The 19705-nt window shown below is 64.3% G+C and carries 10 protein-coding genes and 1 riboswitch; of the genes, 4 read left to right on the top strand and 6 right to left on the bottom strand.

Annotated features, from left to right (window positions below; all coding sequences use genetic code 11):
- Positions 1-2 precede the first annotated feature (2 nt).
- Positions 3-1475, bottom strand: a complete 1473-nt coding sequence (locus SJI03_RS07140) for a PLP-dependent aminotransferase family protein (RefSeq protein WP_322426680.1) — start codon at positions 1473-1475, stop codon at positions 3-5.
- A gap of 109 nt (positions 1476-1584) precedes the next feature.
- Here SJI03_RS07140 and SJI03_RS07135 point away from each other — a divergent pair, with 109 nt between their 5' ends.
- Together SJI03_RS07135 and SJI03_RS07130 are read left to right on the top strand one after the other, a co-directional pair.
- Positions 1585-2244 (top strand): pyridoxamine 5'-phosphate oxidase family protein, encoded by a 660-nt coding sequence (locus SJI03_RS07135; RefSeq protein WP_322426679.1) that lies wholly within the window; start codon positions 1585-1587, stop codon positions 2242-2244.
- Positions 2245-2332: 88 nt separating this feature from the next.
- Entirely contained in the window at positions 2333-3160 is an 828-nt protein-coding gene (locus SJI03_RS07130) for a methyltransferase (protein ID WP_322426678.1), read from the top strand.
- Between the two features lie 50 nt (positions 3161-3210).
- Here the strand turns inward: SJI03_RS07130 and SJI03_RS07125 are convergent, their stop codons facing one another.
- The 4 genes from SJI03_RS07125 to SJI03_RS07110 all read right to left on the bottom strand — a co-directional run bounded on the left by SJI03_RS07125 (position 3211) and on the right by SJI03_RS07110 (position 9705).
- Complete coding sequence (locus SJI03_RS07125) at positions 3211-3405, bottom strand: hypothetical protein (RefSeq protein ID WP_219310361.1); 195 nt, start codon at positions 3403-3405, stop codon at positions 3211-3213.
- A 279-nt stretch (positions 3406-3684) separates the two neighbouring features.
- Positions 3685-5322, bottom strand: coding sequence for a serine hydrolase (locus SJI03_RS07120; RefSeq protein ID WP_322426677.1), 1638 nt, complete (start codon positions 5320-5322; stop codon positions 3685-3687).
- 22 nt (positions 5323-5344) lie between these two features.
- Positions 5345-7204: a M1 family metallopeptidase gene (locus SJI03_RS07115; RefSeq protein ID WP_322426676.1), complete on the bottom strand. Its 1860-nt coding sequence runs from the start codon at positions 7202-7204 to the stop codon at positions 5345-5347.
- 119 nt (positions 7205-7323) lie between these two features.
- Positions 7324-9705: a M1 family aminopeptidase gene (locus SJI03_RS07110; protein WP_322426675.1), complete on the bottom strand. Its 2382-nt coding sequence runs from the start codon at positions 9703-9705 to the stop codon at positions 7324-7326.
- A 145-nt stretch (positions 9706-9850) separates the two neighbouring features.
- Positions 9851-10032: riboswitch (yybP-ykoY riboswitch) on the top strand.
- Between the two features lie 9 nt (positions 10033-10041).
- Between SJI03_RS07110 and SJI03_RS07105 the strand changes: the two genes are divergently transcribed.
- Together SJI03_RS07105 and SJI03_RS07100 are read left to right on the top strand one after the other, a co-directional pair.
- A complete protein-coding gene (locus SJI03_RS07105) occupies positions 10042-10617 on the top strand; it encodes a TMEM165/GDT1 family protein (protein WP_058050181.1) in 576 nt (191 codons plus the stop codon).
- A 113-nt stretch (positions 10618-10730) separates the two neighbouring features.
- Positions 10731-10940 carry a hypothetical protein gene (locus tag SJI03_RS07100; protein ID WP_322426674.1) on the top strand — a complete coding sequence of 70 codons (210 nt, stop codon included), beginning with the start codon at positions 10731-10733 and terminating at the stop codon, positions 10938-10940.
- On the opposite strand, the gene SJI03_RS07095 is transcribed toward SJI03_RS07100, so the two are convergent.
- Positions 10937-19564: a GH36-type glycosyl hydrolase domain-containing protein gene (locus tag SJI03_RS07095; protein ID WP_416208735.1), complete on the bottom strand. Its 8628-nt coding sequence runs from the start codon at positions 19562-19564 to the stop codon at positions 10937-10939. The two genes, SJI03_RS07100 and SJI03_RS07095, sit on opposite strands and share 4 nt — an antisense overlap.
- Positions 19565-19705 lie beyond the last annotated feature (141 nt).

Below are 19705 nucleotides of genomic sequence, written 5' to 3'. Positions count from 1 at the left end.
CATCACGCCGGCAGCAGCCCGCCCAGGCGGCGCGCCAGGCCATCCATGTTCTCGGCCGGCACCTGGGCATAACCGAGCAGGAAACCGTTCCAGCCCGCCCCCTCGCCCGTGCCATGCGCAGACAGCGCCAGCGCCACGAAGCCGTCCTGCGCGGCGCTGCGGCTCAGCGCCAGGTCATCCCATGCGCGATCGTGAAAACGCAGCGCCAGGTGCATGCCAGCCGTGCCGCCATGAATGGCCGCGCCGCCGCACGCATGGCGCTGCAGCGCCTCGCCCAAGGCGTCGCGGCGCTGGCAATACAGCCTGCGCATGCGGCGCACGTGGCGCGCAAACAGGCCGCTGCGCAGGAAGTCGGCCAGCGCCAGCTGCTCGGCCACGCGGCCCCGCGCGGCGCCCTGCGCCTGCATCTGCGCGAAGGCGCCGGCCAACGCGGCCGGCACGACGATAAAGGCGATGCGCAAGGCGGGAAACATGGTCTTGCTGAAGGTCCCAAGGTACACGACGGGCGCGTCGGCCACCAGTCCCTGCATCGCGGCCAGGGGTGGACCGCCATGGCGAAATTCGCTGTCGTAATCGTCTTCGATGATCAGGGCGCCGACCGCGCGCGCGCGTTCAAGCAGCGCCATGCGGCGCGCGGGACTGAGCACGCTGCCCGTCGGATACTGGTGCGACGGCGTCGTGTAGATCAGGCGCGGCGGCGTGTCGCGCCAGTCGTCATCCGTCGGCGCGATACCGTCCATGTCGACGGCGATGCCAGCCACCTGCAAGCCGGCGCCACGGCCCGCCGCCAGCGCGCCGCCATAGCCGGGATGCTCGATCCACAAGGTGTCGCCCTGGTCGGCAAAGGCGCGCAGGCAAACATCGAGGCTGCTTTGCGTGCCGTCCGTGATGAACACCTGGCCCGCATCGCAGACGACGCCGCGCGCGGCGCGCAAATGCTCGGCGATGGCCATGCGCAGCTGCGGCTCGCCGGCCGGATCGCCGTAATTGAGCTGGCGCGGCGTCAGCGCGCGCCACGCGCGGTCCAGCATGCGCCGCCACTGCGCCAGCGGAAATTCATCGAGCGCCGGCACGCCAGGCGCGAATGCGCCCATGGCATCGGCGGGAAACACCAGCGCCGCATTCACATCCTGTCCCGCCACGCCACGCAAATGCCGGGCGCGGCGCGACAAGCCATCATGGCCACCGCTCACTGACGATACCACCGGCACCCCGGCGCTGCCAGCGACGACGGTGCCGCGCCGGTCCGGCAAGACAAACCCTTCGCTGGCCAATTGCTCATAGGCGTACAGCACGGTATTGCGTGCCAGGCCCAATTCGACCGCCAGCACGCGCGTGGCGGCCAGCCGCGTGCCGGGCGCCAGCTGGCCGCCGCGGATCGCCGCGCGCAGGCATTCATGCAGCAGGCGCTGGCGCGGCCAGCCCCGCTCGCGGTGCGTGCGCTCGAATGCACTGAGCAGCAAAGCAAAATCCATATACGTCCTTCAAGCGTGGCTCTATATTATTTATCGGCTCTGGATCTTTTTTCAGGGCCAGATGCCGATTATAGTGCGGCCTGCTTCTTCAACCAACGGGATTTCCGCCATGACCGCTACCGCCCTGCCCCCCAGCCCCCGTACCCGCGTGCGCCGCGTCGCCGAACTGGCCAGCTACGAGCAAGCCAGCCTGTACGACATCCTCGACGCCGCCTATCTATGCCATATCGCTTTCCAGGACGAGCACGGAAACCATTGCATCCCGACCGCCTGCTGGCGCATTGGTGGCCACCTGTACATCCATGGCTCGAACGGCAGCCGCATGCTCAAGCAGCTGCTGCGCGATACGGGCGTCTGCGTGACGGTGACCCATCTCGACGGCCTGGTACTGGCGCGCTCCGCCTTCAATCATACGATGAACTACCGCTCGGCGATGGTGTACGGGCAGTTTGAAAAAGTCAGCGACATCGGCCAGCAGCATGCGGCGATGGATGCGTTGATGGAGAAGCTGGCGCCGGGACGCCTGGCGCACGTGCGCGGCGGCAGCGCCAAGGAATACGCGGCCACCACCGTGCTGCGCATCGCGCTCGACGAATGCGCCATCAAGCAGCGCAAGGGCGGCCCGCTCGACGACGCGGACGACATGGCGCATGCCGTCTGGACGGGCGAGCTGCCGTTTACACACGGCCGTGGCGCGGCCGTCGCCGATGCGCTCAACACCAGCGAGATGCCCGCGTATGCCGCCGCATGGGGGACTGAATCCGCTTGACCGGCCTGCGTGCTTGACCGATGATCGGCGTTGATGGCGATCGCCACCAATTGACCAACCGATCCAATCACGCATGGAGCATATGATGATGAAGCGAGTATCCCTGGCCACGGCCCTGACGGTCATGCTGGCCTGTGGCGGCAGCGGTGCGGCCCTGGCCGCCGAGGCGGGCGACGCGGCCCTGAAGGCAGCCATCGCCGGCAGCGCGCGCACGCCGGCCAACGCGCTGCGCGACAGCGCCCGCCACCCGTATGAAACGCTGACGTTTTTCGGCATCAAGCCGACCATGACGGTGGTGGAACTGGCGCCTGGCAGCGGCTGGTACACGGAAATCCTGGCGCCCTACCTGCGCGACAACGGCAAGCTGATCGCCGCCGGCAACGATCCTCAATCCGCCAGCGAAAACGCGCGCCGCGGCGCGGCGCGCTTCCAGCAAAAACTCGACGCCAATCCGGCCGCTTTCGGCAGGGTGGAGATCGGCGCCTTCGCGCCACCGACCACCTACCGCATCGCGCCCAAGGGCACGGCCGACATGGTGCTCACCTTCCGCAATATCCACAACTGGATACCGATCGGCGAAGCGGGCATGCAGACCCTGTTCAAGGAAGTGTATGACAGCCTGAAACCGGGCGGCGTATTTGGCGTCGTCGAGCACCGCCTGCCGGCGAACAAGGCGCAAGATGCCACGGCCAGCAGCGGCTACATGCACGAAGCGTATGTGATCAAGCTGGCCGAAGGTGCAGGTTTCAAACTGGCGGGCAAATCGGACATCAACGCCAATCCGAAAGACACGGCAGACCATCAGGGCGGCGTGTGGGCGCTGCCGCCCACCTACGCCAACAAGGATGTGGACCGTGCCAAATACACGGCCATCGGCGAGAGCGACCGCATGACCCTGAAGTTCGTCAAGCCATAGCGACTGACAGGCGGTGCGCCTGCCTGGCGCGCCGCCAACTGAGGTGATGCCTACACGTGGATGCCGTACACGCCGCACAGGCGTTTCACCAGAGCACAATCGTTTTCATTGCCGTTGGCGAGACAGGAGTCGCGGGCTTCTTCACACGCTTCACGCGAAGGCAAGGCATAAGCGCTGGAACTGATGGCGCCGGCAAAACCGACGGCGGCGCAAAAGACAAATACGGCTTTTTTCACATTGATCATTTTTATCCCGTTCCCAAAGAGTTGAGTTGTTATATAAAACCACTGGAAGACAAAGACGCCAGCCGCCAGAAACTGCCTGTCGAGAGACGAATTTCATGGCGCACGGAAATAGTAACACCTTGAAAAGTTAATAAATACGCAAACAAGAAAACAAGATAACGTTTCTTTTTCATCCCATTTCATGGAATAAAAACTGGCCCGCCGCCCTCCTGCCGTGCATTTGCATGGAAACAGGCGAAAAAAAACCGCAGCACAGGCTGCGGTTCTTGTATCGATACCTTATTTCTTTACTTCCTTCTGCTTCACCGGCACCAGGCTCAGATCCTGGAAGTCGTAGCTGAAATCCGTCTCGGCCGACACGGGCGCCATCTTCACCCGGTCGATGCTGCCGTCGGGATTGAGCGAGAACGTCACGTAGGCGTCGGCGTTGAAATTGCGCTCTTTCCAGCGCACGATGAAGGTGTCGTGCTGCCAGTGTTCCAGCTCGCCCGTCAGGTCCGGCGTGCGCGTGAAGCTGAGGATGTGTTTTTTCCCTTCCGGCTTGATCACGACTTTGCCATACCAGGCATCTTCATACTCGCCATCGTACGCCGCCAGCGGCAACGATGGCTGCGATTTCGCCGCGCGCGCGCTCGACGCCTTGCCCTGCTTTTTCACTTCCTCCGCATGCTGATCCTGTTCCACCTTGGCCACCAGGGCCAGCCAGTCCGACGGTGCCGCCTGCAGGTAATGGTCGAGGATGCGCCATTGCAGCGCCGTCATGGAACCGCCATTTTCCGCATTGGTCAGAATGGCCACGCCCAGTTTCGCTTCCGGCACCATCACCACGCGCGAATAAAATCCCTGCAGCGCGCCGCCGTGCATGGCCACTTTCATGCCCTTGTAGTCGCGCAACTGGAAGCCCAGGCCATACGCGCTGAAATTCGGTTTCGTCGCGGCCAGCGCCGGCTTTGGCTCGGAAATCTTGATCGGCGTTTGCGCCGTCCACATTTCGCGGCCCTGCTTTTCGCTGAACAGACGCGCGTCCTTGCCATCCTTGTCCTTCACGCCGGCGATCTTGCCGCCATCGAGCAGCACCATCATCCACTTGGCGATATCTTCCGCATTCGTGTTGATGCCGACGGCGCCCACGGCGTTCGGCACGGGCATCGATTTGACAGCGGCGATCTTGCCGTCGATCTTGCTGTGCGCACTGGCGACGTCGGACTTGCCCGCATTTTCAGCCAGGCTGGTGGTGGTGCCCGTCATGCCCAGCGGCGCCAGGATGCGTTCATGCATGGCCTCACCCCAGCTTTTCCCCGCCTTGTCGGCGATGATCTTGCCGGCCACGATGTACAGCAGGTTATCGTAGGCATAGCTGTTGCGAAAACTCGTGGCCGGACGGATGTAGCGCAGCTTCTCGATGATCTCGTCGGTGCTGAAGGTGGTGGTCGGCCACCACAACAAGTCGCCGGCGCCCAAGCCCAGGCCGCTGCGATGCGTCAGCAGATCACGCACGGTCATGGCGCCCGTCACGTAGGAATCGTGCATCTGGAAGCCTGGCAGGTGCTTGGTGACGGGATCGTCCCAGGCCAGCTTGCCATCGTCGACCAGCATGGCCAGCGCGGCGGCCGTGAAGCCTTTCGAGTTCGAGGCCACTTCGAACAGGGTCTGCGCGTCGACGGCCGCCGGTTCGCCGAGTTTACGCACGCCAAAGCCCCTGGCGGTGACGACTTTACCGTCCTTGACGATGGCGATCGCCATGCCGGGCACGTCGAACACTTTCAAAGCGGTGGCGACGTCGCGCTCAAGATCGAAGGCGGGCGCAGGTGCCGGTGCGGCGGCAACGACGGGGGCAGCGTCAAAAGCCAGCGCCGGCACGGTGATGCTGGAAAACGCCAGCACGATGGCGGCGGCAAGACGGTTCATGGTATGCATGGTCAGGAGTTCCAAGGAAGGTTCAATGCGCTTGCGCGGCCATCAATTTATCGACGCTTTCCTGCGTCACCGGGTGGTAGCGTTCACGCGCCTTCGCATACACGTCCCTGGCCCAGGCATGGCCTTGCGGCGTCTTCATCAAGGCGCTGTACAGGGGCACGACGAACTTCTGGCGGCCCACGCTCATCAGGAATGCCTGCAAGGGCTGACGCACATCGTAGCCGGCGTTCACGGAGGCCAGATAGAAGCGGTAAGCGACTTCATTGTTGCCGCTCTTGCCCACGCCGTAGACCTGGTCCAGCTCACGCAATTGCGCCGCGCTGGCCTTGTTGTTGATGTCGTTCAGGAAGTGCATCGATTCGATGGCGATCCACTTGTCCATGCCCAGGTCCTTGGTCGCCAGCTCACCCTTGAGCCAGGCATCGCGGTGCTGGTCGAGCAGCGCCAGACGCGGCGAGACGACGCGCTGCGCGCTGGCCGGCACGCCCGTGCCATACAGCCATTCATCGAGCTCCGCTGTCGGCATGACGTCCGGATGCTGCGCCAGCAAATTCTTGCGCAGGTAGGTAATGAACTGCTCCGTCGTCACGCTCTGGAACGCGTGCTGGTCGAACCAGCCGCGCAGGAAGGGATCGAACACGGCACGGCCTGCGCGGCGCTCCATGGTGGCCAGGAACCAGGCGCCTTTCGGGTAGATGATGCCGTCGTCCGTGTACGTTTCCGCGGGATTGGCATCCGCATCGCGCGTGATCAGCGCCGTTTTCGCCGCCGGCAATTCGCGGATCGAAGCGGCCAGTTCTTCCTGGTCGACCTGCACGCCCATCTGCGCCACTTCGCTGCCATACAGCTGCTCAACGATGCGCGTGGTGACGTAGGTGGTGAAACCTTCGTTGAGCCACATGTGCTTCCACGAGGCGTTGGTGACCAGGTTGCCCGACCACGAGTGGGCCAGTTCATGCGCGATCAGGTCGACCAGGCTGCGGTCGCCCGCGATCATGGTCGGCGTGAGGAAGGTCAGGCGCGGGTTTTCCATGCCGCCGTAAGGGAACGATGGCGGCAGCACGATCATGTCATAGCGTCCCCATCCATACGGGCCATATAGCGCTTCAGCTGCCTGTATCATTTTTTCCGTGTCGGCCAGCTCGTATTCGGCCGCCTTGATGCGCGGCGGTTCCGCATACACGGCGGAGCGGGGACCGAGTTTGCGCACTTCCAGTTCGCCGATGGCGATCGCCAGCAGGTACGAGGGAATCGGCTGCGGCATCCGGAATTTCCAGCCGCCCTTGCCCGTCGCCTTTTCATCGTTCTCGGCGCTCATCACGACGCGCATGCCCGCTGGCGCATCGATGCGCGCGCTGTACGTAAAGCGCACGGCCGGCGTATCCTGCGACGGCACCCACGAACGGGCGTTGATGCTTTGCGACTGGCTGAACATGAAAGGCAGCTTGCCCGACATGGTTTGCTGCGGCGTGAGCCACTGCAGCGCGATGGCGTTCGGCGCCGTGTGATAGTAGACGCGCACCTTGCCCGGCTGGCCCGTGGTGGTGATGCGCAGCGCCTGGCCCTTTTCCGGGTCGGCCTTGTCCAGCTGGTACGGCGCCATCTGCCAGGCGCCGCGCTTGTCCTGCACCTGCACTTTCGCAATCGACAGATCGCGCGTATCGAGCACCAGGGTGCGCGCCGCCGGGTCGATCCAGTTCAAGGACAGCTCGGCATAGCCGGACAGCGTCTTTTGCTTGAAGTCCGCTTTCAGGTCCAGCTGCAGGTCGCGCGTGCGCACCTGGTCGTAGCGCGCATAGCTGAGGGGGTCGGCGTGCGCGGCCAGGGTTACCTGGCAAAGTAGCGCACAGCCCAGCGCGCGCAGGAAGGTCAAAGTTTGCATGGTCGTCTTTTGAATGATTTGCGAAAGCCCCGGTCCGTGTGCGCCGAGGCGTCGCGCAGAATAGCACTTCCGGCGCAGGCCTGGCAGAAAAAAGCGCCGGACTGGCCGGCGCTTTTTCCTTATTTTGTCTCGGCCTTGGCCTCGGGCGCCTTCAGCGGCGTATTAACATCCTTCATCAGGTTGTTCTTGTCGCGATCGAGCTTGAACAGCTCCAGGCGCGATGGCGTGATTTTTCTCGGCCATGCGTTGTTGCTGGTGTCGATGTCGGCCGTCTCCCAGTACGGGTCCTGCACCAGGCCCACCATCGGTTCATCCGTGATGATCACCTTGCTGATCTTGTGCGGCGCATAGCGCCATACTTCTGCCGGCACGCGCTCGATGATCTTCTTGCCGCTTTTCAGTTCGATTTCCAGGATCAACGGCATCACCAGTCCGCCGAGATTCGAAAAGTCGACCAGGTACAGATGCTTGCCCATGTTGCGCTGTTCCAGCAGCTTGCGCTCCCACGGCTCCAGCGTTTCCTGTTCTTCCGCATAGCTGTTGCGGTCCTTGTTGGTGACCGTGAAGTCATCGTGCTGGTTGTAGAAATCCTTCAGCGCGGGATCGATGTCGACCTTCTTCGGCAGCGCCTTGTTGCGCTGGTCCGAGATCGAGATGGGCTGGGCCGCCTTCTGCGCCTTCTTCCACGCCTTCTCGACTTCCGGGTTCTTCGTGCTCACGCCATATTCGCTGATGCCGTCGATGCTGATGTCGACCGCGTCGGTGGTATAGAACCAGCCGCGCCAGAACCAGTCCAGGTCCGTGCCGGAAGCGTCTTCCATGGTGCGGAAAAAGTCGGCGGGCGTCGGACGCTTGAACTTCCAGCGCAAGGCGTACTGCTTGAAGGCGAAATCGAACAGTTCGCGCCCGAGGATGGTTTCGCGCAGGATGTTGAGGGCCGTGGCCGGCTTGTCGTAGGCGTTCGCCGTGAACTGCAGCAAGGACTCGGAATTGGTCATGATCGGTACCTGGTTCTGGCTGCGCATATAGTCAACGATCTTGCGCGGCTCGCCATTCCAGGACGGAAAGTGCTCTTCCCACGCCTGCTCGGCCAGGTACTGCAGGAAGGAATTGAGGCCCTCGTCCATCCACGTCCACTGGCGCTCGTCCGAATTGACGATCATGGGGAAATAATTGTGGCCCACTTCGTGGATGATCACGCCGATCAGGTCATATTTGGCCGTCTTCGAATACGTGCGTTCGCCCGTCTTCTTGTCCTTCACGGGGCGCCCGCCATTGAACGCAATCATCGGATACTCCATGCCGCCCACGGCGCCGTTGACGGAGATCGCGTTCGAATACGGATAATCGAAACTGTACTTGTTGTACTGCTCGATCGCGTGCACGACGGCGCGCGTGCTGTACTGCTGCCACAGCGGGTTGCCCTCGTTCGGGTAATACGACATGGCCATCACGCGCTTGCCGCCGCTATTCAAACCCTGCGCATCCCAGATGAACTTGCGGCTCGACGCCCACGCCACGTCGCGCACATTGGCCGCCTTGAAGTGCCAGGTTTTCATGCCCGCCGCCTTGCCCTTTTCCGCCGCCAGCGCCTCGGCGGGCGTGATCACCAGCAGCGGCGTATCGCTGTTTTTTGCGCGCGCCAGGCGTTCGCGCTGCACGGAGCTCAGCACGGCGACAGGATTTTGCAGCTCGCCCGTGGCAGCCACCACGTGGTCGCCCGGCACCGTCAGATACAGCTCGTAATCGCCAAACTCCAGCGTGAATTCCCCGGAGCCGAGGAACTGCTTGTGCTGCCAGCCGACGGCGTCGTAGTAGGCGGCCATGCGCGGGAACCACTGCGCAATCTGGAAAATCGCGTTCTTGTCGTCTTCGAAATATTCGTAGCCGGAGCGCTCGACCAGCACCTTCTGGTCATTGATCTGATACGACCAGTCGATGTTGAACGTGATGCTCTGGCCAGGCGCCAGCGCCACCGGCAAATCGATGCGCAGCATGGTCTGGTTGACCACATACGGCAGCGGCTTGCCGCCGGCCGCTTTCACGGCGGTAAGCTTGAAGCCGCCGTCGAATTCGCGGCCCGCATGGATGGCGCGCAAATCCTCGAATTTCAGCGCTTCGTCTTCGCTACCGCTCAGCCAGGCCTGGCGCGACGGCGCACTCAGTACGCGGCGCTGGTCGGCATCCTGGCGCAAGCCATTCTGGTCCAGCTGCAGCCACAGATACGCGAGGCTGTCGGGCGAACGGTTGTGATAGGTGATCTGTTCGCTGGCCGTGATGGCGCGCCGTGCCTCATCGAGCGTGGCGCGGATCACGTAATCGGCGCGCTGCTGCCAGTAGGCGTGGCCCGGCGCGCCGGACGCGGTGCGATAGGCATTCGGCGTGGGCAGCAGTTCTTCGAGCTGGCGGAACTTGTCGTCGAAGGGCGCGGCGGCGCACAGGCCGGGCAAGGGAGCAAACAAGGTCAAACACAAGGCAAGCAAGCGGACAAGGACCGGCATGGCGCATTCCATCTGGGAGTCGTGGACAGACTGCATTCTAAGACGAGTCTGTTTGCAAATCGATCATTGTTGTCGAAGTCCCACACACCAGGCCATGCTGTGCCCCGGCAGTACTGGCGCCGGCGCGGGCATTGGCGTATGATGCGCCTCGAACATTGGGGAGTAGTCGTCCCGCGGTCCTGCCGCGGGAACCTGTATCAACATAATTGGCCCGCAGGCCATGGTGCAGGTGGTTGCAGAACTTGACGAGACCATTGATCCAGGGCGGCCGCATGGGCCGGAGTCGCCCGTGGATCATTGGTTAATTCGTCCGGCCCACGTACCTCTTGCAATCTCATGGAAGCATTCCTCATCTCCACCGGCATCGTCGGTCTCGCTGAAATCGGCGACAAAACCCAACTCCTGGCCTTTCTGCTGGCCGCCAAATTCCGCAAGCCCTTGCCCATCGTGCTGGCGATTTTCGTCGCCACCATCGCCAATCACGCGTTTGCCGCCGCCGTCGGCGCCTGGATCACCAGCATGCTGGGGCCCGACGTGCTGCGCTGGGTGCTCGGCGTATCGTTCCTCGCCATGGCCGCCTGGACCCTCATCCCCGACAAGCTCGATGAAGACGAGACGAAGCTGGCAAAATATGGCGTCTTCCTGACCACCCTGATCGCCTTCTTCATGGCGGAAATGGGAGACAAGACGCAGGTCGCCACGGTGGCGCTGGCGGCCCGCTACCACGACATTGTTTCCGTCGTGCTGGGCACCACCTTCGGCATGATGCTGGCCAACGTGCCAGCCGTCTACCTGGGTGACAGGATCGCCAACCGCGTGTCGCTGCGCCTCGTGCACGGCATCGCGGCGCTGGTCTTTGCCGTGCTGGGCGTGGCTACCCTGCTCGGTGCGGGTGCGGCCCTGGGGTTTTGACATAACATGAAATAATTTCTCATTTACAATGTTCATGTCTATAATTACAATGTCGCCGACATGAACACTGGCGCGCCTGTCCCGAGCGGCCGGCGCGCTTTCTTGAGGAATGTATGTATTTGAATGGAAAGATCGCGGCGCTGTGCCTGGCCGCCTGCGCCAGCCAGTTCCCCGCCGCCATGGCGGCACCCTTGAACTCCCCCCCTCAGACGACAACGCAATCCGAGCCCGAAGTCCGCACGCGCGACCTGCTGTTGCTGGGCGCCGGCCTGATCCTGCTGCTTGGCCGGCGCCGTCCCGATTACGACACCTGGCAAGACTAGAGCAGCAATAGCACCGCATACTCGCGGCCCTCGTCGCGCAGGGCGATGCTGTTTCCACCCTGCACCACGCCATCGAGCGACAATCCCGCAGGCCGCCCCTGCGCCTGCTCCACCGTGATGGCATAGCTGCTGGCGCCGAAGCGGTAATGCAGCTTGAAGCGGTCCCACTCGGCCGGCATGACCGGCGCCACGCGCAGCACGTCCGCTTCGCGCGTCAGGCCAAGCAGGGATTCGACGATCAGCCGGTACAGCCAGCCCGACGATCCCGTGTACCAGCTCCAGCCGCCGCGTCCCACGTGCGGCGCCACGGCATACACGTCGGCCGTCACCACATACGGCTCGACCTTGTAGCGTTGCACCGCCTGCGCATCCACGCCATGGCGCACGGGATTGATCATGCGCAGCAGTTCCCACGCTTTTTCGCCATCGCCCAGGCGCGCAAACGCCATCGCCGTCCAGATGGCCGCATGTGTGTACTGGCCGCCGTTCTCGCGCACGCCCGGCACGTAGCCGCGGATGTAGCCCGGATTCAGGCTGGATTTATCGAATGGCGGATCGAGCAGCTGGATCACGCCGGAATCACGGCGCACCAGGCGCGCATCGACCTGGCGCATGGCGCCGGCCACCCGTTCCTGGTTGGCCGCGCCCGACAGCACGCCCCAGCTTTGCGAAATCGAATCGATCTGGCATTCCTCGTTCGTGTGCGAACCCAATGGCGTGCCGTCGTCGAAGTAGGCGCGCCGGTACCACTCGCCATCCCACGCATGTTCCTCGACCTTGGCCGCCAGTGTCACGGCTTCGTCGCGGCAGAACCGGGCAAACGCCGCGTCGCCGCGCAGCACGGCCACTTCGGCGAAACGCTGCAGCACTTCGTACAGGAAGAAGGCCAGCCACACGCTCTCGCCCTTGCCATGTTCGCCCACCTTGTCCATGCCGTCGTTCCAGTCGCAGGAACCCATCAACGGCAAGCCGTGCACGCCCAGGCGCAGGCCATGGCGGATGGCGCGCACGCAGTGTTCGTACAGGTCGGCCGACTCGCCTGAACGCACGGGCAAGTCATAGTAGGAATCTTCTTCCGGCTTGACGGCCCGTCCCTCGATGAAGGGCGCCACTTCCGACAGCACGTTGACGTCGCCCGTGGCGATCACATAGCGGCAGGCGGCCAGCGGCAGCCACAGGTAATCGTCGGAGCAATGCGTGCGCACGCCCCGGTCCGATGGCGGATGCCACCAGTGCTGCACGTCGCCTTCGACAAACTGGTGCGCCGCGCACAGCAGCAGGTGGCCACGCAGCAGTTGCGGCGCCGTGTGGATCATCGCCATCGCGTCTTGCAGCTGGTCGCGGAAGCCGTAGGCGCCACCCGACTGGTAATAGCCGCTGCGCGCCCACAAACGGCAGGCGATAGTCTGGTACATCAGCCAGCCATTGGCGATCACATCGAGCGATGGATCGGGCGTCTCGATGCGCACGGCGCCCAGGGTGCTGTCCCAGTGCGCGCGCACGGCATCGAGCGCACCGCGGGCCGCTTCCTTGCCCGCATGGCGCTGCACCATGGTGCTGGCGTCGGCATTGCGGCGCCCGCCCACGCCGAGGATGAAGACGATTTCGCGCTCCTGCCCCGGTTGCAGTTCGAACGGCACCTGGATGGCCGCGCACGGATCCAGCCCCGTGCCCGCCTTGCCGGACAGGCGCACGCGGCGCAAGGCAGCCGGCTGCGCCAGGCTGCCGTTGCGGCCGATGAATTCATTGCGGTCGCAGGTGATGGAACGGATGCTGGCGTCCGTATTGAAAAAGCCGACCCTGCCTGAAAACTCCGTGTTGTAGTTATTGCGCGCAAACAGGGCCCCGCTGATCGTGTCGACTTCGGTGGCCACGTGCATGCCGGACTTGGCGCGCAGGTCGGCCATCACCCATTCCACATAACCGGTGACGGACAGGCGGCGCGGCACGCCGCTGTCGTTGCGCACCTTGATCACCGAGTATTTGACGGCCGCATCGAGCGCCACATAGGTGCATAATTCCGTGGCGATGCCGCCCTCGCTGTGTTCAAACACGCTGTAGCCGAAGCCGTGGCGCGTCACGTAGTCGCCGCTGCCGCGCGCGGGCAGGGATGAGGGCGACCAGAACTGGCCGGTTTGCTCGTCGCGCACATAAAACGCTTCGCCGGACAGGTCGGACACGGGGTCGTTCTGCCATGGCGTGAGGCGGAATTCATGCGCATTCTCGCTCCAGGTATACGCCTGGCCGGCTTCGGACACCACCGTGCCGAATTGCGCATTGGCCAGCACGTTCGACCACGGCGCCGGCGTCTGTTTTTCTTCACCCGTGGTAATCACATATTCGCGGCCGTCGGGCGTGAAACCGCCGAAGCCATTTTCCAGGATCAGCTCGCGCCTTGGCGCCCGGTGCGGCACGCCGCCATGCTCGCGGGCCGGATCCTGCAGCAGCGGCGGCATGCGCAGGACGGGACTCGGTGGACGCTTGACCTGCTCGGCCAGGGTGCCGCGCAGGTCGCTGATGATGGCGCGCGCCACCGACTGCAGCAAGATGCGGTCTTCATTGGCGATCTGCTCGGCCAGGCGCACGAAGATGCCGCCCGGGCGGTCGATCGCCTGCGCATCGATGCCCGAGGCGATCAAGCCCATGATCTGGTCGTGCAGCAGCTGGCGGTAGCCCGATTGCTCTTCATACCAGATCACCAGGTCGACGATCAGCCCCTTCAGCCGCCAGTAGGCATGTGCCTGCACCATCTGGCGCGCCAGCTCGATATTGGCCGCGTCGCGTATCTGCAGCAGCACGATGGGCAGGTCGCCGGAAATGGCATACGCCCACAGGCCGGACTGGCCGCGCTGGTTCTTGATCAGGATGCTGGCCTCGGCGCGCAGGGCCGCATTCGGGTAGATCACGGCATTTGCCAGGCGCGCATACAGCTGCGCGTCCGCTTCGCTCGCGTTCAGCTGGCGCAGCACCACCTGGCTGTGCGTCCAGGCCAGTTCGAACACGCGGTCGGCCAGGTGGCGGTCCTGGTATTTGTCGATCAGGTGCAGCGCCGCCTCGCGCTGCTCGACCATGCCGGTGACGCTGTCGACAGTGATGGCCTGGTCGGGTTCGAGCGTGATGACGTAACGGATGGCCACGATGGGGTCGAGCACGGAACCGTGGCCGCCACTGAGCGGCCCACTATCCTGCAGCGCCTGCGGCAGCTGCGCCGTGTTGCCGCGGCCGATGAAGCGCGCGCGGTCCGTCTCAAACGATACCTCGTAGCGCTCGATATCGTGCACGGTCATCACATGCAGCAGCCACGGCATCTGCTCGTCTTTCGAGCGGGGCCGGCGCGTGCATAAAATCGCGTTTTCATGCGCGAGGATTTCCGTCTGCACGAACAGCTTGCTGAACGCGGGATGGGCCGCATCGGCCGCCGCCGGGGCCATCACCACTTCGGCAAAACTGGTGATCTCTATGCGCCGCTGGCGGTTCGAATTATTGCTGATGCGCGTGCGGCGGATTTCAATGTCGTCTTCGGGCGAGACGACGATTTCCGTGTACAGGTCGAGGCCATGGTCGGCACGGCGGAACTCGGCCCTGCCCTCGGAAAAGATCACTTCGTATTTCTTCGGTTCGGCCAAGGTCGGCTGGTACATGGTGGACCAGACGGCACCATCGTCAAGGTCGCGCAGATAGCAGAAATTGCCCCAGTTGTCGCGCGTGCAGTCTTCGCGCCAGCGCGTCACGGACAGGTCTTTCCAGCGGCTGTAGCTGCCGCCCGCATTGCTCACCATGACGTGGTAGCGGCCATTCGACAGCAGCTGCGTTTCCGGCACGGCGCTGTTGGCTTGCGTGAGGATGCGCATCGGCATGGCCTGCTCGGGCGCGCCGCTGCGCAGCACCGCCAGTTCGGCCGTGTTCGAGTAAAACGCGCCAGCCTGCGGCGTGCGTTCCTGCAGCACCAGCAAGGCCGATTGCAGCAACGGATCGGACTCGAAACGGCGCTGCATCGGGCGGTCGTGCAGCAGATAGCTGAGGGCCAGAAAACCCATGCCCTGGTGGTGCACCATGAAGGAGCGGATGATGGCGCTGCCCTGCCCGCGCGGCAGGCGCGCCGTGGTGAAATCGATCGCTTCAAAAAAGCCGTAACGGCCCATGTAGCCGGCCGCCTGCATGCGCTGCAAATTCTGGCACGACGCCTCCGGCTGGACCATCAGGCCCATCATGCTGGCATACGGCGCCACCACCAGGTCGTCGGCCAGACCCCGCTTCAGGCCCAGCCCCGGCACGCCAAACGCGCGGTACTGGTAATTCAGGCTGGCGTCAACCGTGTTGTAGCCGGACTCGGAAATCCCCCATGGCACGTCGCGCTGACGTCCGTAATCGATCTGCGCCTCGATGACGGAGTGGTAGGTCTGGTCAAGTAACGTGTTCGGATAATTCGGCATCACCAGCAGTGGCATCAGGTACTCGAACATCGAGCCGCTCCACGACAGCAGCACGGGCTGGCCAGCCACCATGCACAGCTGGCGGCCCAGGGCGAACCAGTGCTCCTGCGGCAGCTGGCCTTGGGCGATGGCGATAAAGCTGGCCAGGCGCACTTCGGAAGCGAGCAAATCGTAGTAGCTGGGATCCAGGCGCCGTTCGCTGACGTTGTAGCCGATGGCCAGCAGTTTTGTCGATGGGTTGTACAGGAAACCGTATTCGATCTGCGCAAAGTCGCGCGCCTGGCCCGCCGCGTGGGCGATGTCGCGCATGTGGCGGCCCGCCTGGTCGCGGCCCTGCGCCAGCAAGGCGGCCAGCTCGGAAGGCAGGCCTTCCGGCGTTTCCAGGTTGGCCAGTTCGCGCAGGGTCGGCACGCGCAGCCACGCCGCATCGACACCCGTTTGCGCCGCCCACGGCGCCAGTTGCAGCAATTCGGCCAGCGCCGCGCGGCACTGGCGCGCCAGGGCGCCCGTCCACATCGACAGTTCGCCATCCTCGCTTTGCAAGGTCTGCGACAGCAGCGCTTCGGCCGCGCCATTCACGGCGGCGAGATAAGCATGCCATTCGGCCAGGCTGGCGGGTGCCGCCTGCGCCTGCAGCAAGTGCATGCTCTCGCGCATGGCCTTGCCTTCGCCTTCGGCGGCGATAAATTCCTGCAGCACCTGCGCCGTCGTGCGTATGCCCTGCACCACCTGCGCGCCGATGATGGGAGTGTCGTACAGTTCCACCAGTCCCGGTTGCAAGGTCAACAGATGGCCCGCCAGGTTGCCGCTGTCGACGGTCGAGATGTACATCGGCTGCAGCGCCTTGAGCGTTTGCGTGTCGTACCAGTTATAGAAGTGGCCCTGGAAACGTTCCAGCTCGCCCATGCTGTGCAGGGTGGCGCGGCTGCGCTCGATCAACTGGCCCAAGGTGAGGTAACCGAAATCGTAAGCCGTCAAATTGGCCAGCAGGGCCAGGCCGATATTCGTCGGCGAGGTGCGGTGCGCCACCACCAGGTTCGGATGCTCCTGCATGTTATCGGGTGGCAGCCAGTGGTCATCCGGGCCGACGAAGGTATCGAAGTACGCCCAGGTCTTGCGCGCCACGCCATGCAGGAACCGTCCCTGCTCCATCGACAGGCGCGCCACGGCCCGCTCGATGGGGCGGCTGATCCACCAGGCGATGGCGGGCGCGGCTAGCCACAGCAGCAGCACCACGGCGGCGGCAGGCAAGGCTGCCGGGCGCCAGGCCAGCAAGGCGGCAAAGGTGGCCAGCGCCAGCGCGGGCGAGCACCACATGGCGCGCCAGCTATCGATCTGCGAGCCTGACGATGTGTGCAGGTTCGAGGCGCGCCAGTCGAGCAAATGCTTGTGCGAGACGCCCAGGCGCCACAGGGTGCGCACGATGGCGTCCAGGCTGAGCCACGCTTCGTACGGCAGGAAGACGAGGGTCAGCATGGCGTGCGAAAACTGCACGCCGCAGCGCCGCTCGAAGGCGGCCAAGTGCTGGCGCCACAGGGTGTCGCGCGGTTTGCGCAGCAAATCGTAGAGGGCCGAAAAGACGGGCGGCAGGAAGATGATGGCCAGCACGGCCGCGCTCCAGAAGGCCACGTGCGGCAGGAAGCCCCACACCAGCAGCAGGGATAAAGTGGTGGCAGGCGCCACGATGCTGCGGCGCAGGTTGTCGAACAGCTTCCAGCGCGACAGCATCGACAGGGGATTGCGTTCGCGCTTGCCGGCGCGGCCCGGCACACGGCCCATCAGCCAGCCGACCAGTTGCCAGTCGCCGCGTATCCAGCGCTGGCGGCGGCTCACGTCGGCGTCGTAGCGGGCCGGGTATTCCTCGTACAGCTGCGAGTCGCTCAAGAGGCCCGCGCGCAGGTAACAGCCTTCCAGCAGATCGTGGCTGAGGATTTTATTGTCGGGCAGGCGCTGGCCCAGCACGCGCTCGAACATGTCGAGATCGTAGATGCCCTTGCCGATGAAGGAGCCCTCGTAAAATACGTCCTGATACAGGTCAGACACGGTGCGCGTGTAGGGGTCGATGCCCGGCTCGCCGCCGCACAGCAGTTCGTAGCGCGAGGCGTTCGCGCTGGGCAGCGCCACGGCCACGCGCGGCTGCAGGATGCCGTAGCCGGCCACCACGCGCGTGCCGGCCACATCCAGCACGGGACGGTTCAGCGGATGCATCATGGTGGCGATGAATTCGCGCGCCGCGTCGCGCGGCAACTGCGTATCCGTGTCGAGCGTGATCACGTATTTGACCGTGCGCAGGCCCCGCAACTCGCCTTCCACCAGCGAGAATTTGTCGCGCGCGCCGCCGCGCAAGAACGCGTGCAGGTCGGACAATTTGCCGCGCTTGCGCTCCTGCCCCATCCACGCATTCTGCTGCGAATTCCACAGGCGCGGACGGTGCAACAGCAGGAACGGCCCCACATGGCCCAGCTCTTCGCGATCGGCCGGGTCGCCGTTTTCCTTGAACGCGACGCCCTCCACGCGGTACTTCTCGTTCAGGCTGCGGATAGTCTCCTGCGCCTGGCGCAGCAAGGCGTCGTCGCCTGGCATCGTTTGCGCCTCGGCGTCGACGAAGTCCGTCAGCAGGCAAAAGCGCAGGTTCGGATCGCGGTTGGCGAGATAGCGCACTTCCAGCGCCTCGCACAGGGCCGCCACGTTGTCCTCGCTGTAGATCAGGGTCGGCACCACGACGATGCCGCGCGCATCCGACGGAATGCCAGCCTGGTAATCCATGCGCGGCAGCGGGTGCGGCGACGTCATCAGGGTCGCCAGCCAGTTCACCACGGCCACGGCCAGCTGGCTGCTGCCCAGCAGCGCCAGCGCGCCCAGCGCCGCCAGGGGCCAGCCCTGCACGTCATGGCGCACGGCGCGTTCGAGCAGCAGCGCACTCGTCGCCAGGGTCAGGAACGAGATCGCGCCCAGGTAGACGGCCAGCGGCGCGGCGCGCGCCGTATGCTGCAGCGCCTCGATGAAGGGCAGCCTGGCGCCGGCCTGCTTTTCCAGTACCAGCACGCCGCGCCCCACCAGGTAAAAGCCGATGTGGCCGCGCCGCGCGTCATTGCCGTTGCCGTGCGTGTGCGCCAGCTGCACCACCATCTCGGCCACTTCCACTTCGCTGCGCGCGCTGCGCCTGGCGATGCGTTCGATGGCGTGGCGGTAGCTGTCGCGCGTGGCGAAATCCATCAGGCTATAGGTACCGGCCGGGTCCAGGCGCAAGGTCTGTTCGACCACGCTCATGGTCTCGACGAATTCCTGCCAATCCATGGTGCCGAGAAAGCGCAGGCTGCCGATACTGTTGGCGATCGATACCTGGTCGGCCGCCTGCTGCCCGATTTCGGACTGGATCTGCTGCTCGATGGTGAGGCCCGACTCGGCCAGCTTGTGCGTCAGCCACGACAGCGCCAGGGTCAGCGAGGAACTTTGTCCCTGCAGGCGGCGCGACAATTCGGCCACGAAGGCGCTGGTCATGGGCGGGTTCGAACGGGCCATGTCGGCCACCAGCAGGATCAAGCCGCTGGGATTGCGCTCGGCGATGTCCGTCATCTGGTCGGCCCAGGTATTGGCCAGGTCGCGCTGCATGCGGTCGTCGGCCACGCGCACGGCGACGCGGCGCAGGTTTTCGATCAGGGCCAGGCGCAGCATGATGGCCACGGCCCACAGTTCACCCAGGGTCAAGGTGGCCACGTCCTGGTAAGCCTCGACGAAGTGGCACAGGTTTTCCAGGTCGACGCGGCCATCGCCGTGCGAGATGATTTCCAGCGCAATTTTATACACGCGCGGGCAGCCCGCGTCCGCGCCGGAGGTCAGGCGTGGCAGCTCCTTGCTGTAGTTCTTCGGCAAGTGGCGCCGCGTGGTGCGGATCTGCTCTTCGATCAGGTAGAAATTATCGAGCAGCCATTCCGAGGCTGGCGTGACCTGGCGCCCGCTTTTGACGGTCGCCGTCAGCTCGTTGACGGTGGCCGTGATCAGGGCCGCATTGTCGGCCAGGCGCGCCAGCAGGCGGTCGCGGCCGTGATGCCGCCCTACCGCATGGCCGGCGGCCACGTGCTTGCCGTGGGCGGCCATCTGCATGGCGCTGAATAATTCGGAACGCAGGGGCAAGGCATCGTCGCGCGCGGCGTCGAAGGTGTCCGGTGCAAGGGAATGGTCGCGGAAGATTTCCTTGACTTTGGAAATCTGTTCCTTGATCTGCTGCGTGACGACTGCGGTGTACTCTTTCAACTTGGCCTCGCTAGGTGCGCGCAGGCAGCCAGCGGCCTCCGTCACGCTGGCCCAGTCTGGAAGAACACGATCGGACAC

The organism is Janthinobacterium sp. GMG1, from assembly GCF_034427795.1.
Taxonomy (GTDB): Bacteria; Pseudomonadota; Gammaproteobacteria; order Burkholderiales; family Burkholderiaceae_D; genus Janthinobacterium.
Note: the sequence above shows the minus strand (reverse complement) of the source record. Positions and strands in the feature narration are given on the sequence as shown.